Source organism: Neiella holothuriorum (assembly GCF_019457915.1).
Classification (GTDB): domain Bacteria; phylum Pseudomonadota; class Gammaproteobacteria; order Enterobacterales; family Neiellaceae; genus Neiella; species Neiella holothuriorum.
In genome coordinates, this window is the sequence record NZ_JAHZSS010000014.1 from 60,817 (window position 1) to 82,677 (window position 21,861).

General features: G+C 47.2%; 25 protein-coding genes. 4 read left to right on the forward strand and 21 right to left on the reverse strand.

Features of this window, described 5'->3' with window-relative positions; all coding sequences use genetic code 11:
- Positions 1 to 18: 18 nt before the first annotated feature.
- The 6 genes from K0504_RS12000 to rppH form a co-directional block, all read right to left on the reverse strand.
- Positions 19 to 1,041, reverse strand: a complete 1,023-nt coding sequence (locus K0504_RS12000) for a helix-turn-helix domain-containing protein (RefSeq protein ID WP_220104435.1) — start codon at positions 1,039 to 1,041, stop codon at positions 19 to 21.
- A 374-nt stretch (positions 1,042 to 1,415) separates the two neighbouring features.
- Complete coding sequence (locus K0504_RS12005; RefSeq protein ID WP_220104436.1) at positions 1,416 to 2,108, reverse strand: hypothetical protein; 693 nt, start codon at positions 2,106 to 2,108, stop codon at positions 1,416 to 1,418.
- A 256-nt stretch (positions 2,109 to 2,364) separates the two neighbouring features.
- Complete coding sequence (locus K0504_RS12010) at positions 2,365 to 3,216, reverse strand: thymidylate synthase (RefSeq protein ID WP_220104437.1); 852 nt, start codon at positions 3,214 to 3,216, stop codon at positions 2,365 to 2,367.
- Positions 3,213 to 4,034, reverse strand: a complete 822-nt coding sequence (gene lgt / locus K0504_RS12015) for a prolipoprotein diacylglyceryl transferase (RefSeq protein WP_220104438.1) — start codon at positions 4,032 to 4,034, stop codon at positions 3,213 to 3,215. The genes K0504_RS12010 and lgt overlap by 4 nt, the downstream gene beginning before the upstream one ends.
- Before the next feature lie 92 nt (positions 4,035 to 4,126).
- Positions 4,127 to 6,400 (reverse strand): phosphoenolpyruvate--protein phosphotransferase, encoded by a 2,274-nt coding sequence (gene ptsP, locus K0504_RS12020; protein WP_225918105.1) that lies wholly within the window; start codon positions 6,398 to 6,400, stop codon positions 4,127 to 4,129.
- Positions 6,390 to 6,932, reverse strand: coding sequence for an RNA pyrophosphohydrolase (gene rppH / locus K0504_RS12025; protein WP_220104439.1), 543 nt, complete (start codon positions 6,930 to 6,932; stop codon positions 6,390 to 6,392). Before rppH ends, ptsP begins: the two co-directional genes overlap by 11 nt.
- A 707-nt stretch (positions 6,933 to 7,639) precedes the next feature.
- Between rppH and mutH the strand changes: the two genes are divergently transcribed.
- The 3 genes from mutH to K0504_RS12040 all read left to right on the forward strand — a co-directional run bounded on the left by mutH (position 7,640) and on the right by K0504_RS12040 (position 9,812).
- Complete coding sequence (gene mutH, locus K0504_RS12030; protein ID WP_220104440.1) at positions 7,640 to 8,308, forward strand: DNA mismatch repair endonuclease MutH; 669 nt, start codon at positions 7,640 to 7,642, stop codon at positions 8,306 to 8,308.
- Between the two features lie 144 nt (positions 8,309 to 8,452).
- On the forward strand, positions 8,453 to 8,779 hold the full coding sequence (locus K0504_RS12035; RefSeq protein WP_220104441.1) for an isoamylase early set domain-containing protein: 327 nt from the start codon (positions 8,453 to 8,455) through the stop codon (positions 8,777 to 8,779).
- A gap of 157 nt (positions 8,780 to 8,936) precedes the next feature.
- Positions 8,937 to 9,812, forward strand: a complete 876-nt coding sequence (locus K0504_RS12040; protein ID WP_220104442.1) for an ElyC/SanA/YdcF family protein — start codon at positions 8,937 to 8,939, stop codon at positions 9,810 to 9,812.
- Between the two features lie 28 nt (positions 9,813 to 9,840).
- Here the strand turns inward: K0504_RS12040 and yfbR are convergent, their stop codons facing one another.
- On the reverse strand, positions 9,841 to 10,476 hold the full coding sequence (yfbR, locus tag K0504_RS12045) for a 5'-deoxynucleotidase (protein ID WP_220104443.1): 636 nt from the start codon (positions 10,474 to 10,476) through the stop codon (positions 9,841 to 9,843).
- 180 nt (positions 10,477 to 10,656) lie between these two features.
- On the opposite strand from yfbR, the gene K0504_RS12050 reads away from it, so the two are divergent.
- On the forward strand, positions 10,657 to 11,157 hold the full coding sequence (locus K0504_RS12050) for an LEA type 2 family protein (RefSeq protein ID WP_220104444.1): 501 nt from the start codon (positions 10,657 to 10,659) through the stop codon (positions 11,155 to 11,157).
- Here K0504_RS12050 and K0504_RS12055 read toward each other — a convergent pair.
- From K0504_RS12055 to K0504_RS12120, 14 genes are all read right to left on the reverse strand, one after another.
- Entirely contained in the window at positions 11,132 to 11,419 is a 288-nt protein-coding gene (locus K0504_RS12055) for a peptidylprolyl isomerase (protein WP_220104445.1), read from the reverse strand. The genes K0504_RS12050 and K0504_RS12055 overlap by 26 nt on opposite strands.
- Positions 11,420 to 11,459: 40 nt before the next feature.
- Positions 11,460 to 11,681, reverse strand: a complete 222-nt coding sequence (locus K0504_RS12060) for a hypothetical protein (RefSeq protein WP_220104446.1) — start codon at positions 11,679 to 11,681, stop codon at positions 11,460 to 11,462.
- Positions 11,682 to 11,686: 5 nt separating this feature from the next.
- Positions 11,687 to 11,914, reverse strand: a complete 228-nt coding sequence (locus tag K0504_RS12065) for a hypothetical protein (RefSeq protein ID WP_220104447.1) — start codon at positions 11,912 to 11,914, stop codon at positions 11,687 to 11,689.
- Between the two features lie 104 nt (positions 11,915 to 12,018).
- Positions 12,019 to 12,732 carry an SDR family NAD(P)-dependent oxidoreductase gene (locus tag K0504_RS12070; RefSeq protein ID WP_220104448.1) on the reverse strand — a complete coding sequence of 238 codons (714 nt, stop codon included), beginning with the start codon at positions 12,730 to 12,732 and terminating at the stop codon, positions 12,019 to 12,021.
- The gene (locus K0504_RS12075; RefSeq protein WP_220104449.1) at positions 12,732 to 13,214 is read right to left on the reverse strand and encodes a DUF3429 domain-containing protein; all 483 of its coding nucleotides are present in this window, start codon (positions 13,212 to 13,214) and stop codon (positions 12,732 to 12,734) included. Before K0504_RS12075 ends, K0504_RS12070 begins: the two co-directional genes overlap by 1 nt.
- Before the next feature lie 56 nt (positions 13,215 to 13,270).
- Entirely contained in the window at positions 13,271 to 14,308 is a 1,038-nt protein-coding gene (locus K0504_RS12080) for an acyltransferase family protein (protein ID WP_220104450.1), read from the reverse strand.
- 95 nt (positions 14,309 to 14,403) lie between these two features.
- Positions 14,404 to 14,628 (reverse strand): (Na+)-NQR maturation NqrM, encoded by a 225-nt coding sequence (gene nqrM, locus K0504_RS12085; RefSeq protein WP_220104451.1) that lies wholly within the window; start codon positions 14,626 to 14,628, stop codon positions 14,404 to 14,406.
- 83 nt (positions 14,629 to 14,711) lie between these two features.
- The gene (locus K0504_RS12090) at positions 14,712 to 15,740 is read right to left on the reverse strand and encodes an FAD:protein FMN transferase (protein WP_220104452.1); all 1,029 of its coding nucleotides are present in this window, start codon (positions 15,738 to 15,740) and stop codon (positions 14,712 to 14,714) included.
- Positions 15,741 to 15,762: 22 nt separating this feature from the next.
- A complete protein-coding gene (nqrF, locus tag K0504_RS12095) occupies positions 15,763 to 16,995 on the reverse strand; it encodes an NADH:ubiquinone reductase (Na(+)-transporting) subunit F (RefSeq protein ID WP_220104453.1) in 1,233 nt (410 codons plus the stop codon).
- A 14-nt stretch (positions 16,996 to 17,009) separates the two neighbouring features.
- Positions 17,010 to 17,621: an NADH:ubiquinone reductase (Na(+)-transporting) subunit E gene (gene nqrE, locus K0504_RS12100; protein ID WP_220104454.1), complete on the reverse strand. Its 612-nt coding sequence runs from the start codon at positions 17,619 to 17,621 to the stop codon at positions 17,010 to 17,012.
- The gene (locus K0504_RS12105; RefSeq protein ID WP_220104455.1) at positions 17,621 to 18,253 is read right to left on the reverse strand and encodes an NADH:ubiquinone reductase (Na(+)-transporting) subunit D; all 633 of its coding nucleotides are present in this window, start codon (positions 18,251 to 18,253) and stop codon (positions 17,621 to 17,623) included. The genes nqrE and K0504_RS12105 overlap by 1 nt, the downstream gene beginning before the upstream one ends.
- On the reverse strand, positions 18,246 to 19,037 hold the full coding sequence (locus tag K0504_RS12110; protein ID WP_220104456.1) for a Na(+)-translocating NADH-quinone reductase subunit C: 792 nt from the start codon (positions 19,035 to 19,037) through the stop codon (positions 18,246 to 18,248). The genes K0504_RS12105 and K0504_RS12110 overlap by 8 nt, the downstream gene beginning before the upstream one ends.
- Positions 19,030 to 20,238, reverse strand: coding sequence for an NADH:ubiquinone reductase (Na(+)-transporting) subunit B (locus tag K0504_RS12115; RefSeq protein ID WP_220104457.1), 1,209 nt, complete (start codon positions 20,236 to 20,238; stop codon positions 19,030 to 19,032). Before K0504_RS12115 ends, K0504_RS12110 begins: the two co-directional genes overlap by 8 nt.
- Positions 20,238 to 21,575 carry a Na(+)-translocating NADH-quinone reductase subunit A gene (locus tag K0504_RS12120; RefSeq protein ID WP_220104458.1) on the reverse strand — a complete coding sequence of 446 codons (1,338 nt, stop codon included), beginning with the start codon at positions 21,573 to 21,575 and terminating at the stop codon, positions 20,238 to 20,240. The genes K0504_RS12115 and K0504_RS12120 overlap by 1 nt, the downstream gene beginning before the upstream one ends.
- Positions 21,576 to 21,861: the final 286 nt, after the last annotated feature.

The following is a 21,861-nucleotide window of genomic DNA, read 5'->3' on the forward strand; positions in this document are numbered from 1 at the left end:
GGGTCTACAATCATGATCTTAGACGTGCTGACGAGCTTTATATTGGCTTGGCGTTAGCTTGGTGAACTGCTTAAAGACCTTGTTAAAAGACGCTTTCGAGCTAAATCCTGCATCAGCAGAAATCTCTAACAATGACTTTGGCTGATTGCTGGTCAGCTCGTTACAGACATAGTCAACACGGTAGTTGTTGATGTATTCATTGAAAGATTTTTCGGCGTGTAGATTAATGGCTCGGGAAATATCCCTCGACTGTAATCCTGTCTGGCGGCTGACATCACTCAAAGACAGCCGAGGTTGCAAGTACCACCGATGCGTTTGCATTAGCTGATCCAGCTCAGTAAAAATCGTACCATACTCAGCCGCTCCCCCTTGTTCACTGTTGGTTGCTAGATTCAGTGAATGGTGGCTGGGGACTTTGGCCTGCTGCTGTAACTTAATGATGATCACCATGGCAGCAATTAACCAAACGGCATTGTTTACCGCTTGGCCGAGCACATTGAGTTGATAAGGAAGCCAATGCTGGATGTTAAGCCGAACTAGATCGACAAGATTGAAGCCAGCGGTCAGCAACAAAATCCAAACCAGCCAGTTGAGCGACAACTCATCTGAATCCGAGCGCTGCTCATCGAGCCAACGTCTGTATTGCAATAATAACTGTACCGTTAGAAGTGCATAGGCCAAGCGCCACATCGTGCCCAAGGCAATCACCAGTTGCAGATAGGGCGTCAAGCCAACAAATAGAAAAACTGGCACTAGATGTAATAGCTGAATCGATGCTAATCGTTTGTCGATGAGGAACTTAATCGCCAGATAAGTAGCCGGCCCAAACAACATAATAAAGACTGGGCTAATCAGATAGATATCTCGAGTAATACCCGACTCTTCAAGAATGTTGATGACCGAAGCAATCGCCGTCAGCAACAATAGTAAGGAAACGCCTCGATACTCCTTGCCCTTGGTAGACCACAACAGCAATCCACCTAAAATACCAACGGCGGCGGCTCCAGCCTGAATTAAGTTGACGAAGTTAAGCTGCTCCAATTTCCATCCTTTTATTGAGAAGCAATGAGTCACCGAGTCTGCCAGCTTAACTCTTGCTGATCTTGAGGTTATTGCAAACGAAGTTTAACCAAACCTATCGGCATAGTTGAAATAAAAGAAAAAAACACGGCTCTAATCGAAAAAAATGACATGCGAAAAATCATTTTCATCAACGTATTAACAGCGATGTTTTGGGGAGCGTCGATAACGTTAGGACTTAAAGACTCAGTAAGAATGATGGGAAGCTCAAAAAGCAAAAGACGTGGCCAAGTTAACCCTGAAGGTTAATGGGCTAACTTTGACCAAGCTATGTTAATGTTTACGTGATCTGACCCAAGCCAATAAGTTGTTCGTTCAAACCAACAATTATCCAACTAGTGTAAAACAAGTGACGAAGGGTCATCGGTTTCAATAAAAATAGCCTTAAATACATTGTCGCCATTTTCATTCTGTTGAACCTTAACAAATGAATAATTTGATGCGAACTCACCAAGCTGATGAAGCTCAGACTCTTCAATATGATCAAAGAAAAAAGCGACAGCGCACACCCGCCCCGCACACGAATAATCCTCACTATATGCTTCGGAGCCGAATCGCTTCGCAATAGCATCTGCTAACAAAATTTCACGTTCACTAGAGCTAACGGTATCGTCAGAAGAACGAATCTTACCAATTAGATCATTGAAGCTACTGACTGAAAACGACGACTCAATAGTTTTGTGGTTAAGGCTTTCATCATCATTAATATATGCTGAGTCTAGCTGCTCTGGAGAATCAAAAATCTCCGAATTCATCAGAGTATTTGAGTCGGCGTCTATCGAACGCTGTGAGCTAATCTGCTGAGAGTCATCCATTGAAGAGCTATCAGTTAGAGCGGCTTGCTCCACTGTGGATACTGGTGTTTGTGCTTTTTGGCTGGAATTACTCAAGGCTGCATCGAGCTTAGTCTCAATGACTTTTTCGTTAGTTGGGACAGAGGAGTCGGGGCTCGTTATAGAACTGCCCACAAAAATCAACAAAGCAGCGACGCCTAAAATAACACCAACAATCTTAGTTTTAACTTCCATATTTAATGAGTCCTTTTACGCATAAAGCGAGAGAGGCATAACCACACAATCCATCAGCCTCCCCCGTGGTATTAACTAAGTATCAAACTAAACCATCGAACAAGTTATAGCCCCGACCATCTGGGCTGGTCAATGGCAATATGGGGTTACTTAGTTTTTAGCTACTTCAATAAAAAATTGATTACCTTGTGATGATTTCCTAATTTTTGCTCTACCTGTATCGGAAAGGGTTATTGAGCGCTCCATATTCGCACGGTTAAACCGCAAACGGATACTGAATCGGATCGTGATGCTGATAGCCAACCACTTCAAAATCATCCATGGTGACCCAAGTTTCTAAGTCTTTCAGCGACTTAATATCAGGATTGATATTCAGTTGCGGAGACGGGAATGGCTCGCGCTTAAGTTGGACATCTCGCATCATCGGCAATTGATCTTCGTAGATGTGGGCGTTGACGATTTTATGGTACGCCTTGCCCGGTTTGTTGCCGGTAATTTGTGCCATCAAGGCCAAGAAGGTGAAGACTTGGATTTGATTAAAATTCAGCCCTAACGGTACATCGCACGAGCGTTGATAACTGGTTAGGTACAAGGTCTCGCCCAACAGCGAGAACGTGTGGCTATGCATGCAGGGACGTAAACATCCCAAATCAAATTCGCCTGGGTTATAAAAGGTTAAGATCTCGCCGCGATCGTCTTTTTTCTGGTTTAAGTTGCTGACGATCTTCGCAAGCTGATCAAGGTTGCTGCCATCCGGCTTTTGCCAACTTCGGCCTTGCACACCATAAACTCGGCCCATATCGTCGGTGCCTTTACGCACAGGATTATTCAACCAAGCTTGGTTGTCATTGGCATTGGCGTCCCATGTTTTGGTACCAAGGGCGCGAAAGTCTGCGGCATTGTCAAAACCACGAATGTAGCCAAGAAACTCAGCAATCGCTGATTTCCAGTAACTTTTACGTGTGGTGATCAGCGGAAACTGATTATTCGCTACATCGTATTCCAAATCAGCATTAATCAAGGTTAAGCAACGTTTGCCAGTGCGCTCGTTTTCAATCCATTGGCCTTGGTCAACAATGCGCTGGCAAAGATCTAAATACTGCTTCATGCTTTTTCTCCTCGCTCAGCAGTTGATACAGAACGGCGATAACCGAGCACCATCAGGCCAAGGCCGCCGAATATCATCGGTAGGCATAGCCATTGGCCCATGCTCATGCCCAATTGAAGTATGCCTAAGTGTGCATCCGGTTCACGAGCAAACTCAATGATAAATCGGAATGCGCCGTATCCCAGTAGAAATAGGCCCGCAATGGTGCCTGCAGGACGAGGTTTACGCCCAAACCACCACAGCATGAAAAACAACACGACCCCTTCTAACGCGAACTCATACAGTTGCGATGGGTGGCGCGGCAATGCTAATGGATCAGCAGGAAAGATCATGGCCCAAGATAAGTCGGTCTGGCGGCCCCACAGTTCACCATTAATAAAATTACCCAAACGGCCTGCCCCTAAACCGATTGGCAGTAACGGGCAAACAAAGTCACCCACCGCCAAATAAGATTTGTGGTACTTACGCGCAAACACGGCCATTGCGGTCATGACCCCAAGTACGCCGCCGTGGAAGGACATTCCGCCTTCCCAGATACGAAATAAGTAAATCGGATCGCTTAAAAAGCTACTGAATTGATAAAACAGCACGTAACCAAAGCGACCACCTAAAATCACGCCTAAAAAGCCGTAAAACAATAAGTCGCTTACTTGCTGCTCGGTCCAGCCACTATTCGGCTTCCGAGCCATGCGGTTACCAAGCCACATCGCGGCTAAAAATCCGACTAAATACATCAGCCCATACCAACGGAGTTTCAGGGGGCCGAGTTCAAATAAAATGGGGTCGATTTGCGGGAAGGTAATCAATGCCGTGAGCATCTGTTATTCGTCCAATTGAGTGACTTCATCAAAGGTCGCCATCATAGCATGGCAACTTCATAAGAAAACGGCCGGATTGTAACGGCGAGTGTTTACTGGCCCGGCCGGATCAGAGCACCTAAACCATAGGAATCCATGTCGACATATAATTGCCTACGGATAATGTCGGAGCTCGACAAATTCAGCGCTTTTTGCAGCATGTGTTGGCATTGCGCCATGCTCACTTTAGCAAGCGCCCACTTCACTCGGCCGATATTGGCCGCGTTCATACTCAGCACTTTATAGCCCATCGCAACCAGCAAAATCGCACCGAGCGGATCACTCGCCAGCTCACCACAAATAGAAAATTCGAGCTTATACTGACGACACTGCTGGGCCACCGAATTGAGCGCATTCAGTACCGCCGGATTCAGCTCATCATATAAATTGGCAACGCGAGGATTATTACGATCCACGGCCAACAAATATTGAGTCAAATCGTTGCTACCAACGGAGATGAAATCAACCATATCCGCCACAGCTCGCAGCTGATAAAGCATGGCCGGCACTTCCACCATGATCCCGACTTGAGGCAGCGGGAAATGATCGTTCAATTCATCCTGCATTTCTGAGTGTGCTTTGAACAGTAGCTTTTTCGCCTGCGCCAATTCGGCTATTTGCGTCACCATCGGGAACATAATACGTAGATTTCGGCACTTGCGATGCGCCTTGAGCATGGCGCGCAATTGAACCAAAAAGATCTCAGGATGATCCAGCGTCATCCGCAAACCACGCCATCCTAAAAACGGATTTTCTTCGCGAATAGGGAAATACGGTAAGGCTTTGTCACCGCCCACATCCAGTGTACGCATGGTGACCGGCTGATCAGGAAAACGTTTGAGGATGTTGCAATACGTCTGAAACTGAAACTCTTCCGATGGAAACTTATCGCGGATCATAAACGGAATTTCAGTTCGAAACAGGCCAACACCATCGGCGCCGCCGCCATAATGCTCGGTATCGGCGGCAAGCCCCGCATTGATCATGACCGATAGTCGGCTGCCATCGGCAGTTGCCGCTGGCAATTCGCGGTTCTTTTCAAACTCAACTTGCAGCTCAGTTTCCTGTTGCAGCAGCCGAGAGTATTCATCACGTACGGTTTGCGACGGAGATAAGTAAATGCGCCCGCTGTATCCATCAACAATCAGTTCGCGGCCAGCACAACGTTTCAGTGGCAGCTCGGCAACACCGAGCACCGCAGGGATCCCCATTGCACGCGCCAAAATTGCCGCGTGAGAATTACTTGAGCCTCTGAGCGAGACAATCCCCAGTAGTTTTTCACGTGGGATTGACGCCAACATTGATGCGGTGACCTCTTCGGCAACCAAGATAATCGGCTGTTTTAGCTCCGTTTGTTCGTGACGTTTTTGTTGTAGAAAATAAAGTAAACGCTGTGCTAAATCGCGAACATCGGAGGCACGCTCGCGCAAATAGCCATCTTGCATGGCAGCAAACTGCGCAATGTACTCTTTCGCAACGCGCACCAGTGCGGTTTCAGCGGTCGCATTCTCTCGGATCTGCTGCTCAACGGCGCCGCTAATGGACGCATCATCGAGCATGTGTTGATAAACATCGAAGATAGCCAGCGCATCTTGTTCAATCGACTCGCCAAGGCGCAAACTCAATCGTTCAATGTATTCGCGCGTTTGCAACACGGCAGCTTGCCAGCGTTCTAATTCCGCAGCTAAATCTTGATGTTGATCTTCTATCACATCAGCTAAGTCGACAACGACACGTTCTACCCAGGCTGGAGACGCAGCAATGCCTGGCGAGCCCGCAACACCTTGAAGCACAACCATGCGATGTTGCTTTGTTGCTGGCGTCGTTAATTGGCCACGGGCTTTGGCTGTTGCCAACACGCCGGCTAACTGAGCCGACAACGTAATAAGCAACGACTCTTCTTGTTCGGAAAATTGCCGCTCGTCGGCTTGTTGAATAGTCAGAACACCAAGGACTTTGCCCTGATGAATGATCGGCGTGCCAAGAAAAGCATTCAACTGCTCTTCTTCCACTTCAGGAATGTACTTAAATCGGGGGTGTAAATGCGCGTTGGCTAAATTGATTGGCTCTTCTTTTTGGCCAACCAAACCAATCAAGCCCTCTTCAAATCCAATGACCGCTTTACCAACCGATGACTTTGCCAAGCCATCAGTGGCCATTAGCGTAAAATAACCGCCATCAGCATTCGCGAGGTATACCGAGCAACATTGCGCTTCCAATGCTTGCTTGGTGTGAGAAACAAGAAACTGAAGCGCATCATCGAGCGCTTCAGTTTGATTGACGCCCTGCACGATTTTGCGCAGGGTTTGCAGCATGTTAATTGGCATTTGCTTGAGGTCGCCTGCGCCGCCGGCGCTTATCCTTAGACGGTCGCCCATCCCTAATCATTTGTTGAAGCGGCGCAATAAATTCTTTCATCGCGCGACGATATACTTCGCGCTTGAATGATACGACCTGTCGCACTGGGTACCAATAGGAAACCCAACGCCATTCATCAAACTCGGGATGGCCACTAGCCTCCAAATTTACTGCGTCATCATTACTGGTTAATTGCAACAAGAACCAGCGCTGTTTTTGTCCTATACAGACGGGATTAGAACCTTCACGAATCAAGCGTTTCGGCAAGCGGTAACGTAACCATGAGCGACTAACCGAAATAATCGTTACATGCTCACGGCTAAGCCCTACTTCTTCGTAGAGCTCTCGGTACATAGCTTGCTCAGGGGTTTCACCTTCATTGACCCCACCTTGAGGAAATTGCCATGAATGCTGGCCGATACGACGAGCCCATAGCACTTGCCCTGCTTGATTGGAGATGATAATCCCGACGTTTGAACGATAGCCGTCGGAATCAATCACTCTCAGTATCCTGAGTGAATATCGAATGGCCCGATTGTTCCACAAAACGTCATCCCTCGGCAATCCTATTATGCTGTGCTTTGAGCCAGCTCTCACAAAGGTTTCACGCGCCACCTGTGAATAAAATGCCGAAAGTTTAAAAGTTATGCACACAAAAATAATTCACAGATCACTTTTAGCGATCAAGTTAGCCACACGACCTGTGCATAACAGTGTGCATAAATCAGAATAAGCAGTCATACAACGTTTAATGATCGCCATAAAAATTAGCTAAAGATAGACAACTCAACCCTCACTCAATTGTTTTTATTAAATATTTTTGCCTGCCCACTTATCCAAACGATCAAATGATCATTGTTCATAACTTAAGGCGAACAAGATCTATCCAACGTCAAAGTTACACACAGAAAGCGGCTAAAATGCGAACAAATGTTCCTTGAGATCACGATTTACATGCTGATTCAAGCTGTTTTTTAGGGGGAATTGATCGGGTTTTAGTATTTATCCAAGGTTACTGTGACTTGTTCTGTGAATAACTAGCTAACAAGCATATGTGATAACATTATTTAATTGCTTTAAATATTATTAATCAATAAGTTGCATTAAGTTTATAATCATTCGCGAACGCTGCACAGATTCTGTTCAGGATGACAAGTTGAGTTCAAGTTCGTACCATAGCACCAGCCACCATTAGCGATATCGAATTCATGCAAGCACCTGAATCTATTGACCAACTATCTGCTCGCGCCCAAGCGATCGCGGGTTTAAGCCTGGCGGAGCTTGCCGATCAGTTTGATCAGCCTGTGCCGGCAGACTTTTCTCGACATAAAGGCTGGGGCGGCATGTTGATTGAGTTAGCACTCGGTGCAACGGCAGGCTCGAAGCCTGAGCCGGACTTTCCTGAACTCGGTGTCGAATTAAAAACGTTACCTATTTCGTCCACGGGCCAACCACTCGAAACCACCTTTGTATGCGTTGCGCCAATGCTTGATGCGAGTCGACAGCAATGGCACACCAGTAGTTTTCGTAAAAAAGTTGCCCACGTATTGTGGGTTCCCGTACTGGCCGATAAAGGGATGTCGCCAGCGCAACGGCAAATTGGCAGCCCTTTTTTATGGCAATTATCTGGTGAGCAAGAGCAGGTACTCAAGAGAGATTGGCAAGAGCTCACCGATCTATTGGCTTTGGGGCAAATATCTCAGATCAATGCTCACTTTGGTGAGTACTTGCAACTTCGCCCCAAGGCAGCCAATGGCTCAGTTCGTACTCAAGCATTTGGTGAACATGGCGAATTAATTCAGACTCAGCCCAAGGGCTTTTATCTGAGAACCAGTTTTACCAGTTGGATTTTGCGACAACAATTTGCACCAAAATAGGCAAAGACGAATTTTATTGTCTATTTTTAGTGCGTTACCACATTCATTATGAGGTCATAAAGGCCGTTTAGAATTCGGCGCGAGCCTTGCATGGCCAATTACTAACCACTTTGCTTGCTATTTACTGTTCATGGAGGGCATAGCATGTCCACGAAAAAACAATTTTTAAAATCAAAACCCGTCGTTAAGGTCACCTTTGAGATATCAGCGGAAGCAGCACAAGGCGCTAGCGAAGCGTTCCTTCTGTGTGAAGCCACTGATTGGGCCAAAGAGCCAATGAAAAAATTCAAAGCGGGACACTTCAAAACCACACTTAATTTGCCAACCGATGACAAAGCAGATTACGAATACCGTTACTGCTTAGTACTAGAAGATGGCACGGAGAAATATGACAATGACTGGGAAGCCGATAGCTATCGTCCGAATGGCTCTGGCGAAGAAAACTCGGTGGTTAGCGTCACCGCAAGTTAACCAGTAACTCCGATAATAGTAGTGCTACCAACTACGGTAGCACTCCGCTTTTTTGCTCACACCATAGTTTTGACCGAGTTATTTCCCGCTGACTGCTTCAATTCATGTGTTTTAATCGACACCTTTCTGCCGATTCAAATAGGCTAAGCTGAGATCGATGGACTTTTTTACATTCAAGAAATTAGTCGGCTTGATATTCGCGCCCATGCCGATTGGTGCATTTTTGCTGACGTGGGCTTTAGTCGTGTGTTGGTTGCAGCGATCAACAAACTGGCTACGCTGGCCGTTAACCATAAGCTGGCTATTGCTGGTGGGCGTGACGATTTTACCGTTCATTTCTAGCTGGCTAATTGAGCATGAGGGGTTGTATCCGGCCTATTCAGCAACGGATAAGCGGCCTGTAGAAGAGATTCTGGTACTTGGCTGCTACGCCAATGACGATCCGCTATTACCTATTACGTCACAAGTACATACCTGCTCGCGCGGACGACTCGTTGAAGCGTTAAGGATTTGGCAACTCCACCCTAACGCCCAGATCCTGTTATCCGGCGGCGCAATCCAACAGGGGCAAGTAACACAAGCAGAGATTGGCGCACAGTTCTTAATTGCGCTTGGCCTTCCCAAACACGCTGTTCGAGTTGTCAATCAAGGCCATGATACCCAGTCTGAAGCCGCTGCCTATCGCCAGCTCATATCTTCCGACATGCCGGTATTAGTGACATCTGCAACGCATATGAAACGAGCGGTCCGGCTATTTACTCAACAGGGTATTCGCGTGATCCCTGCGCCAAGTGAGCATCTGATGATGTCACCATCAGATCAAGGAGAAATGATTTGGCAAGATCTCGTGCCGAAACCCTATTATCTATACCAAATTGAGCGAGTTTGGTACGCCACGCTTGGTAATGCTTGGTTAACCCTGCAAAGCTTATTTGAAAGAAACACTGCCGAGCCACCGCCAGCCGCTTTAAACGAGCAAAGCGATACCACGACAGACGATCCGCCCGCAGCCGACAAGCAACCGAGTGACTAAATTGCTGCCGTTAATGGCTTAGGCAGATTTAAAATAAACTCTCTTGCTGAGCCGGCTCAAGGTAGGCGCCGTCCATGAGCTCATCGATAGTCAACTGAAATGCGGGCATCATCCGCTCCATAAAGTAATTCACTTCTGGTAATTCATCTCGATAAGGCTGCAACGCTTTGTCGAGTTTTTGCTTGGCACCAGCAAACTCGGTGTTGTTCGCACGCAGCTCCGACAATGACTTGGCATAAGCGGATAATAAGTCAGCGGCTTTAACAAACTTATGTAATTCACCGTCATGCTGATGGAGTAGTTCGTCGAAGTGAGGCTTTAATTCTTCGGGCAACGAGTTCATCAACATATCGCATGCGATCCCTTCCATCTTGCGACATAAATCCAGCAGTCGAGGATCGCTATATTTAATCAAGCTGTTTACATCTTCAGTGAGCACTTCTGGCGCATCGTGGTACAAGGCCATGGTCGCTAACTTGTTTTCATCAATTTTAGGCTTATCAATAAACACGTGATTGCGCAGCAGGCCCAAGCAGTGAGCAAACATAGCAACTTGCAAACTATGCTCGGCAACATTTTCAGAACGAGTCGCGTTGGATTTGCTCCAACGTTGAATGTTCTGCATTCGAGACAGTAGCGCGTAAAACACATTCTTGTGATGCATGAAACACTTCCTTGAATAAGCGGAGTAACTAGCCGAAACCAATACTCGGCATCTAACGATTGACTTGAAACTAGCACATCAGTCCTACGTTCTCTATGACCAACTAAAGTTGACCTTTGCCCGCCATTTCATAACCATGTGATACAAGCGAGCCAATATTGGCCAATAGGAAACCTTGTTATGATCGGAAAAATTTTGCACCTACCGGTAGTACTCGCACTGGCAATACTGATGCAAGGTTGTGCCAGTATGCCGCCTAGCGATCCACCAACGGTGACATTGACCGGCATTAAGCCTGAACTGTCAAAAAGTGCGCCAAGGTTTATCTTGTCATTGCGAGTGGTCAACCCAAATGATAGGGCCATTGAACTGGCGGGCGCGGCCTACAGTTTAGCGCTGAATGATTTTGATGTGGTATCCGGTGCCACTTCTGATCTGCCGATCGTGCCGGCATATGGCGAAGCAGAATTTGAACTCCCTGCGCAACTTAGCTTATTTGATAGCGTGCGCCTGGCAACGTCTTTTATCAGTAAGTCAGGGGATCCGCTCAAAGCGATTGACTATGAAGTCAAAATTAAATTAGACACCGGTGGGTTATGGCCAGCGATCCGTTTTACCGAAGCTGGCCAGCTTAACCCTGAAGATTTACTGAAGGCTAGCGGGAACGGTCGACCACTTTGATTAAGTGGTAACCAAACTGAGTTTTAACGGGCCCTAAAATTTTAAAGAGTTCACCCGAGAATACCGCTTGTTCAAAAGGCTTAACCATGTCGCCTTTATGGAATTCGCCTAAATCACCACCGTGCTTTTTCGACGGACATGTTGAAAAGCGGCGAGCCATACCGGCAAAATCGGCTCCGCGGTTTAGCTTCTCAAGAATTTCAGTTGCTTTACTTTCAGATGAGACAAGGATGTGAAGGGCGTGCGCTCTTGCTCTGGCCATGTGTCGATTCCCCTATGTTCGAGGCCGACAGTATACCTCATTAAGCTCGGTGACCACCAACCTTGGGCTTTTCTGCCGCATCCCCATGGAGATCAGAAAAGCTTACATCCATCCCTAGTTGGTTGCTATTACGACACCTGCCCATCTCTCGAATACCGTTCACCGTACTCCACAGGATTAGCCCCATAGCGATCGCACCGATAGCGATAAACACTATCAGCCCTGTTACTACAACAACATGTAACAAGAGACCGTAATCCATAAGATTTACCTATTGTCAGTACGGCGTTTGATCAAAGCTTGCGCTTGTTTCTTTGACAGCACTGACAGCGTATCAATATGGCTAACGACATAGCGCGGAACCTTGCGTTTGCCACTTAAATATTCACTTAACTTGCTTTGTGACACGGCGAGTATTGCTGCCGCATCTTTACTACGTAACTGCCAGTCTTTCATCCACCTGGCCAGTACTTCTTGCTTTAACTTATCATCCATTTTCGGATAGACCACGAATTCCCGATGGGAACTATTACATCAAATATAGTTCCCATCGGGAATAATTTCCGTAAATTTATTGTGGTTCTTGTGATCGCTACCGGTCAAAAGGGGATTGTGCTGCCATCCCAGTACAATAAATGACCGCTTTGCTGTGGCGTAAGGGACTGCGACAACTGAGCAAGGCGAGTCGCGGTTGTATCAGAAGAGGCAAGTTTTTGTTGAGGAATATTAAGCTGAAAGGGCTTCGACAATGCTGAGTCTGTCGTCCCTGGATGCACCGAGTTGACGACCACCTTCGGAAAGCGACGTTGCCATTCTATCGCGACGGTTTTAATCGCCATATTCAACGCGGCCTTGCTCATGCGGTAGCTGTACCAACCACCAAGGTAATTGTCGGTAATAGAGCCAACTTTGGCCGACAGTAACATGATTGAAAGCTTGCTTTGGCGATTTAGAAACGGTTCTAACGCTTGCAGTAGCAGCATGGATGACAGGCAGTTGGCTTGAAAATTATCGACAAACTGTTCGGCAGAGAATTGCTTCAACGCTTTTTCCGGCATGTGGCGTTCATTATGCAAAACACCACAACAATGAAACACGGCATCAGGTAATTGGTGCTGAAACATGGGGCTTAGTAACTCTCGATATCGAGCTGGCGGGCAGTTCTCGACCCAAGTAACTGACATGCTGTTATCATCGTTCTGGCTTGAGTCTTCGCCACGTACAACCGCTATCACTTGGTGACTTCTAGCTTGATAGTAATCCACCAACGACCTGCCAATGGCGCCCGAAGCCCCAGTAATGAGCACAAGCATCAATTAACAGCCGCAAGGCACTGCACGGCAGACGCAAGCACGGTGAGTCGACTTCTTGCCTTGCCGTACCATTCAGCGCCATCTTCACCGCTCATCCCGAACGCTTCGTGCAAGCGCAGATTTACGAACAAACAAGCCAACACCAGCAATGCTGCATGTGCTGGCAGCGCAAAAGCAAACCAGCTAATCAACGATACGACAATGGCAAAGATCTGACCGTTGCCACGATGATGCCGCTCGGGGTTATCAATGGCTCTCCCCCACACCGAGCCCGCCACAAAGTTCACGACAATCAAGCCATAAAGCATCAATGCTTGTTGCAATTGCGATTCGCTAGCAGGCACGAATTGGTTAGGGATAAAGAGTGCTGCGGTTAACATGACAAACGGAATAGCCCCAGCATAAGCTAGCTGTTCACTAATTTGTCGGTGTTCATTTAGATGCCGCGCAGAGCGCGCGTTAACAGATTGTTGGTTGGCCATGGTCGTCCTCCTGTTGTTTAAGGAGGTACGACAAACTTTGAACGATGGTTCAGTAACTACCAGCCAATGACATAACGACTTTTAGTTTTAAGCACGGCCTTGATCAGTTTAGCCACCGCCAAGCTGAGAACAATTAACAAGGCGCACACGCCAAGGGTATAAAGCAAGTTGCCGCCCGTTGGCCACGTATCAGGCGTTGGATGATATAAACGCCACCAAGTAGTGAACCATGGATGAATAAAGTAAATAGCAAAACTAACATTGGCCAATGTATTCAGCCAATGCCACTCTTTGTCTTCAAACCGATGTAAAAACACCATGAGAGCCACACAAAGCAATAGTTTTTGATACAAGCTGTAGTCAATGCCACCCCATGTAAACATTGCCTTATGCGAGTTACCCACCTGATCGGTCAATAAGGTTTGCGCCAGAGCAAGTCCTAACGCTGCGAGTAACAACCAAATTTCCTTGTTGGCCAGTTTTTGATAGAGCAGCTCTTTGTGTGCCGATGCCCAACCGCCGATGAGAAACACCGGAAAGAAATAAATCAGAGACTGAATTGCATCTAGATTACTAACAGGGCGATGAATAAAGCTTGCCAGCACCAACAATGGAAGGCCGAACCACATCAATAAATTCCGACGTGCAAGCCATACCACCAACGGCGAAATGACAAATAGCACCATCACCATTGGAATGTACCAATATGCGGTGAGCTGGCGCCCTGTTAGCACATACCAAATAGCGGTTTGCCAATCTGGTTGGTCTGCGTAGAGCGTTTCATGTGGTGCCGGCATCGGCGCCCAGAACAACCAAAATAAGATAGGAAGTACAGATAGGCACAGGTATGGCAGTAGCACAAACTTGGCTTTTTTGACCATGAACTTGCGAAACTCATAACGCGGTACAAACACGTGATGAAACAAGAAGCCGGAGATAAACACGAAAAACACAGTGCCATTCATCATCAGGCTGAATTGAAAACGATCGACCAGTGATTCTCCAGCTTGCCACCCAGCGGGAATATAACTGTGTGCTAACACCACAAAAATAATGGCAATACCGCGGAAATAATTGAATGAATGGAGAAACACGTTGGATCCTTGAAACTGTCGGCGGGCCAATTTACGTCATGGCAAGGAATGGAGGCTAGTCTATCAGGGGCGTCATTAACCACGTCCCCCTTAGATTAAATGATTCGGTTTTCTTCGATGATTTTTTGACGTTGGGCCGCTTTTTCTTCTCGCGCTTTGCGTTTTTCGCATGGTTCAGGACAGTCGCAGACCTTATCAATACCGAGCGATGCAATGCCGCCACAACTGCCGCTAATTGTTTTACGCTGAACCCAATAACCAACCGACATAGCAGCGACAATCAACAACAAGATTACGAACGCAATCATAAAAGTCAGCATAGTTACTCCTAAGATTTAACCGCTTAAACTGAATAAACGGCAAGACACGCGTTCTTGTGCCGTGCTCGCCGTATTTGGAAAGTTTAGTCGACTAAATAGGCTGCCATAGCGGCACTATATTTAGCCTCAAAACCTGTTGCTGTCTTAACAATCATATAGACCGGCAACTCAATGGCTTCAGCCCACGCCAAGCCTTTTTCGTCACCCATGACCATCAGCGCAGTGGCTAAGCCATCAGCCGTCATACTCGATGGATGAAGCACAGTGACAGACACCAATTTATGAGAAATAGGCTTCGCTGTAGCAGGATCGATGGTGTGCGAAAAACGTTGGCCATCCTGCTCGAAATAATTGCGATAATCACCTGAAGTAGCCATGCCAATATCCGACACGTCGACAACTTGCTGTACCGCACGTTCGGTGCTTACCGGCTTTTCAATGGCGACTCGCCAAGGCTGACACTGTTGATTGTAACCAGCAACACGAAGCTCACCGCCAATATCAATCATGGCGTTGGCAAAACCTAAGTGCAACACCAGATCGGCGACTTCATCGACACCATAACCTTTGGCGATCGCCGACAAATCAACATAAACACCATCATTAAACTTGCGCAGACCAGTGCCGGACAACTCAATTTTTTCTAAACCGACACGAACTCGCGCCTGTTTGATGTCTTCATCGGTAGGAACCTTCTCAGGTCGACCTTCAGGGCCAAAACCCCATAAGTTGACCAAGGGACCAACAGTGACATCCAGTGCGCCTTTGGACAGCTCACCGAGACGAATCGCTTCATCTAACACAAAGCCGAGTTGATTCGACACAACAACAGCTTCAGTACTATCGCTTTGATTAAATGCCGATAGCTCAGATTCAGGATCATAGGTGGACATGCTTCGATTCAAGTCGATTAAGCGAGCATCAATTTGTTGCTTAATGGCTTCGCCATCAACCGCATCGGCATCAGGAACCACCAGTTTCACCACATAATAGGTGCCCATGGTGCTGCCTTGAATCTCGATCTGTTCAAGTTTCGGTGGTAGCTGCCACCAGAAAAGAAAAATGGCCAGCCCGACAAGGGCCAGCCATAGTAGTTTTTGTGGTTTGGTCATAGGGATTATTTATCCGCCACTTTTATCCGCCAAAGTCATCCAACAAGATATTTTCATCTTCTACACCCAATTCCTTGAGCATATTGATAACCGCGGCATTCATCACCGGTGGACCACACATGTAGTATTCACAATCTTCTGGAGCTTCATGATCTTTCAAGTAGTTTTCATAAAGTACGTTGTGAATAAAGCCGGTGTAACCTTCCCAGTTATCTTCTGGCTGTGGATCAGACAGTGCCACATGCCATTTGAAATTGTCGTTTTCGTCTTGCAGCATATCGAAATCTTCAACATAGAACATTTCACGCTCAGAACGGGCACCGTACCAGAAACTCATCTTACGTTTAGAGTTCAGACGACGCAGCTGATCGAAGATATGCGAGCGCATTGGCGCCATGCCAGCACCACCACCGATGAATACCATTTCATTGTCAGTTTCTTTCGCAAAAAACTCACCAAATGGACCGGAGATTGTGACTTTATCACCCGCTTTGAGGCTGAAGATGTAAGACGACATTTGTCCTGGCGGCAAACTCATGTCACTTGGCGGCGGCGTAGCGATCCGCACGTTCAACATGATAATGCCTTCTTCTTCTGGGTAGTTGGCCATCGAATAAGCTCGGATGATTGGCTCATTCACTTTTGATTCAAGTTTAAAGAACCCAAAGTGTTCCCAGTCACCGCGATACTGCTCTTCAATGTCGTAGTCCGAGTACTTCACGTGATGCTCTGGTGCTTCAATTTGAATGTAACCACCAGCACGGAATGGAACGGATTCGCCATCCGGAATTTTAAGCTTCAGCTCTTTGATGAAGGTTGCCTTGTTATCGTTGGAAATAACTTCACATTCCCACTGTTTAACGCCAAAGATGTCTTCTTCGAGTTCAATCTTCATGTCGCTTTTAACAGCAACCTGACACGCTAAACGGCAACCTTCGCGCGCTTCACGCTTGGTAATGTGGTCAAGTTCAGTTGGCAGAATATCTCCGCCACCTTCTTTGATATGAACGCGACACTGACCACATGAGCCACCGCCACCACAAGCTGACGAAACGAAGATACCAGATCCTGCTAGCGCTCCAAGCAGCTTATCGCCAGCTTGAGTGTGAATCGCTTTTTCTGGGTCGTCATTAATATCAATGGTGATTTCACCACTGCTTACGAGTTTGGACTTCGCAAACAGGATGATCAGCACCAGCGCAAGTACAATCAAGGTGAAGAACGTAACACCTAGCGCAATAACTTCTAATTGCATAATTTCACCCTACCCTACAGCTGAACGCCGGAGAACGACATGAAGCCCAAGGCCATCAGGCCCACCGTAATGAAGGTAATACCTAAGCCACGCAGGCCATCAGGTACATCGGCGTACTTCATCTTTTCACGAATTCCAGCTAGCGCTACAATTGCGAGCATCCAGCCAACACCGCTACCAAAACCGTAAACCACACTTTCAGTGAAGTTGTAGTCACGCTCTACCATAAAGCTTACGCCACCAAAGATGGCACAGTTCACGGTAATCAGCGGTAGGAAAATACCAAGTGCGTTGTACAGCGGCGGAAAGTACTTATCTAAAGTCATTTCAAGAATTTGTACCAACGCGGCAATCACACCAATGTAGGTAATAAAGCCCAAAAAGCTTAAATCTACAGTATCTGGCAGACCCAACCACACCAACGCACCTTCTTTAAGTACATTGTTGTAAATCAGGTTATTGACCGGCACCGAAATGGTCAGTACGACAATAACGGCCACACCGAGTCCAAAGGATGTTTTTACCTTTTTAGACACAGCGAGGAACGTACACATTCCGAGGAAGAACGCCAACGCCATATTTTCTACGAAAATAGAGCGAACGAATAAGCTAATGTAATGTTCCATTAGTCTTTAGCCTCCACTTGCTCAGGCTTGTACACGCGAATGGCCCAGATGATGCCACCGATAATGAAGAATGCGCTTGGCGGCAGCAGTAATAAACCGTTGGCCTGATACCAACCGCCATTGTTGATCAGCGGTAAAATTTCAATACCGAACAACGAGCCTGAACCCAGCAACTCTCGGAAGAAACCAACCGTTAGCAGCAACGCAGAATAGCCAAGGCCATTGCCCAAACCATCTAAGAAGCTCATCATTGGAGGCGACTTCATCGCATAAGCTTCAGCACGGCCCATTACAATACAGTTAGTAATAATTAGCCCCACGAACACCGAAAGCTGCTTGGCAATGTCATACGCGTAAGCTTTTAATATTTGATCAACCACGATTACCAAGGATGCGATAATCGCCATTTGAACAATAATTCGCACACTGTTGGGAATGTGATTACGAATCAGAGACACAAACAGGTTTGAGAAAGCACATACGGCAGTTAATGCCAGCGACATCACAAACGCGGTTTCCATTTTAGAAGTCACCGCCAACGCCGAACAAATACCCAACATCTGCAATGCAATCGGGTTGTTGTCCAGCACAGGGCTGAACAGGACTTGCTTCATTTCTTTTGCATTAGCCATTGTTTACGCCCTCGCTGCGAACCTTCGCCAAGTAAGGTCCAAACGCATTATCGCTGAGCCAGAAGTCGAATGTGTTCTGAACACCATTGGCTGTCAATGTTGCACCAGCCAAACCGTCAACGCCGTGAATATCACCGGGCGTTGCGCCGCCTTTAACGACTTTAATCGCCAGTTCCCATTCGTCATCAAACAGTTTTTTGTCAACCCATAGGCTCTTCCAAGCTGGGTTCTCAATTTCACCACCCAAGCCTGGCGTTTCCAGTTGGTCGTAATAAACCAATGCCTGAACCGTATTGGCGTCTGGCTTAACCGCTAAAAAAGCGTACATGGTTGACCACAAACCATAGCCGTGAACCGGCAAGATAATGCTGGTAACTTCGCCAGCATCGTTTTTCGCGAGGAAGACATTGGCTTGCTGAGCAATTCGCTTAATACTGGCAACGTCTTGATCCGACGTCAGTACAATATTTTTGCCTGGGGTTTTAGATGCTTTACGTTGATCATAAACGGCAGCTTCTTTCGAGCTGATGTCAACGTAAGTACCCGTTGCCAAGTCGACCACTTTCGCTTCAATGTACTTTTCAAAGGTACCCGCGATGTCGCCGCCCGCTTGATCAAGCAAGCCCGCTGCTTCAAGGATATTGCGCTGCTTGTCCAATGCCTTGTTATATTGCTGCGTTGGCTTTAAACCAACGGCAGCGACAGACACAATCAGCGAACACACTAAACACAGGCCAATAACAACGGTCAGTGTTTTTGAAATGGAATCGTTATTACTAGACATTGCGCGCCAGCCTCCGCTTGATGTTGGACTGAACCACAAAGTGGTCGAACAATGGTGCAAACAGGTTAGCGAATAGGATGGCTAACATCATGCCTTCTGGGAAGGCTGGGTTGACCACTCGAATCAATACCACCATCACGCCAATCAAGATGCCGTAAGCCCAGCGTCCCGAGTGGGTAAAGGAAGCCGATACCGGATCGGTCGCCATGAAAATCATACCAAACGCAAAGCCACCCAAAACCAAATGCCAGTGCCAAGGCATGCTGAACATTGGGTTGGTGTCACTGCTGATGCCGTTAAACAACAGCGCAGTGGCCACCATACCGACCATCACACCCGCAACAATGCGCCATGAGGCAACGCCGGTGTACATGATGAGTAAGCCGCCGAGCAAAATAGCTAAGGTTGATACTTCACCAATAGAGCCTTGCATGTGACCCAAAAACGCATGAGTCCAGGTCAAACCTGATGCGGCCACCTGCTCAGCGCCACCTGCCGCCCACTGGCTCAATGCCGTGGCGCCAGAAAAACCATCAACAGCAGTCCAAACGGAATCACCAGAGATTTGAGCAGGGTAAGCAAAGAACAAAAATGCTCGTCCAGCCAGCGCGGGGTTTAAGAAGTTACGGCCTGTACCACCGAAAAATTCTTTCGCTACCACAACACCAAAGGTAATGCCCAATGCCGCCTGCCATAAAGGTAAGCTTGCTGGCACAATCAAGGCAAAGAGGATGGAGGTTACAAAGAAGCCTTCATTCACCTCATGGCCACGGACCATGGCGAACAACACTTCCCAAAAACCGCCCACCGCAAAGACAGTGGCGTAGATTGGCAAGAAGAAGCAGGCGCCGTACCACATTTTGGTGATCACACCTGCATCAGCGCCTAGTTCAGCACCAAACAATTGGAATAAACCAACCTGCCAAGTGTCGGGAAGGGCGTAACCTGCAGCTAATGCCGTCGCAGCTTGATCACCGACATTAAACATGCCGAAGAACATTGCGGGAAACACGCCAAGCCAAACCAAGATCATGATACGTTTTAAATCGATGTTGTCTCGTACATGAGTATTTTTCTTGGTTACCAGCCCTGGGGTATAAAATAAGGTGTAAGCCGCTTCATATAAGGCATACCACTTTTCATACTTACCACCTTTTTCGAAAAGGTGTTCTGAATTTTCAAATAAACTCTTCAGACTCATTAGCCTTCCCTCTCGATGGTGGTGAGGCATTCGCGTAAAATAGTGCCGTACTCATATTTGCCGGGGCAAACGAACGAACACAACGCCAAATCCTCTTCATCTAACTCCAAGCACCCTAATTGCTGAGCACTATCTAAGTCACCAGCAATCAAATCGCGCAACAGCAACGTTGGTAAGATATCCAACGGCATCACTCGCTCATAATTGCCAATTGGCACCATGGCTCGATCACTACCGCCAGTGCTGGTGGTGAGATCAAACAACTTAGCGGGCAAGATGTGAGATAAGAAACTTCGAGTCACCGAGAATTTATCTGCGCCAGGAGCAACCCAGCCCATAAATTCTTTCTCTGTACCTTCGAGCAGTACTGAAACCTGAAGATGATAACGGCCCAGATAAGCATGGCCGCCAGAGGCTTTAGTACCAGCCAACACAGATCCCGAAATAACTCGGATGTCTTTGTCGTGAATGTTGCCGGCAATCAATTCTTCGGTTGACGCACCAACTTGAGTACGAACAATTTTAGGCTCTTTGACTTCAGGGCCAGCCACAGAAATAACGCGCGAAACATCAAGTTCGCCACTGGTAAAGCTGCTACCAAACGCGATGACGTCTTGGTAATTCAGTGACCACACTTGGATATTGGCACTGGCAGGACGCAAGTGGTGAATATGAGTGCCCGTTAAGCCCGAGGGGTGCGGGCCAGCAAATTCGTGTGCTTCAGCAGCGCCAGCAACGGGAATATCCGCACCGGCAGCTTTACAGACATACACAGGGCCTTGAGCCAGTGCGGTCAATACTTTTAGACCATTTTTAAAATCGTCAGCACGCTCACTAATAACAATGGCCGGATCAACCGCTAACGGGTTGGTATCCATTGCATTCACGAAAATACCAGATGCAATCGCATCGACAGCAGGCACACGGCTAAATGGTCGCGTTCTAAACGCTGTCCATAATCCGCTGGCAATCAACTGCTCACGAACTTGTTCGGACGGTAGCTGCTCGAGAGAAGCTGCATCATGTGCAGTGAAGGTTTCAGCATCAGTGCCATCAATTTCGATAACAACAGATTGCAGTACACGTTTGGCTCCACGATTGATTGCTACCACGGTCCCGGCGGCGGGCGCAGTATAAACAATACCTGGCGATTTTTTGTCCTCGAACAGGACTTGAGCTTTCTTGACACGGTCCCCCACGCGCACGCGCATGGTTGGACGCATACCATGGTACTCTTCGCCGAGTATCGCTACTCGTGTGATCGCTGGACCATCTTGGATCGCCTGAGCGGGCGCCCCCGACAGAGGGATATCCAGTCCTTTTTTAATTGTGATCATAATCGTAAGTACTTGGTTAGTTATAAATTTGTTTTAAACCGAATTCGTTCATCTGACTCATTGAACGCGATCTGAATGCTAAAAGCTTAGCTTAAACCAACGCTGTGCCTAGCATTCAGTAAGAATCTATCTTTCAAATAGTAACTTATCTCTATTTCAGCCGCGCATTTTCCGGCGCGGCATTCTAGCATTATTATCGCTAGCGTTACCATGATTACAAACTATAAAACAGGAAGTAACGTGAAGGAATATTGAGCACTGAGTTATGCCCTGTGCCAACGACGAC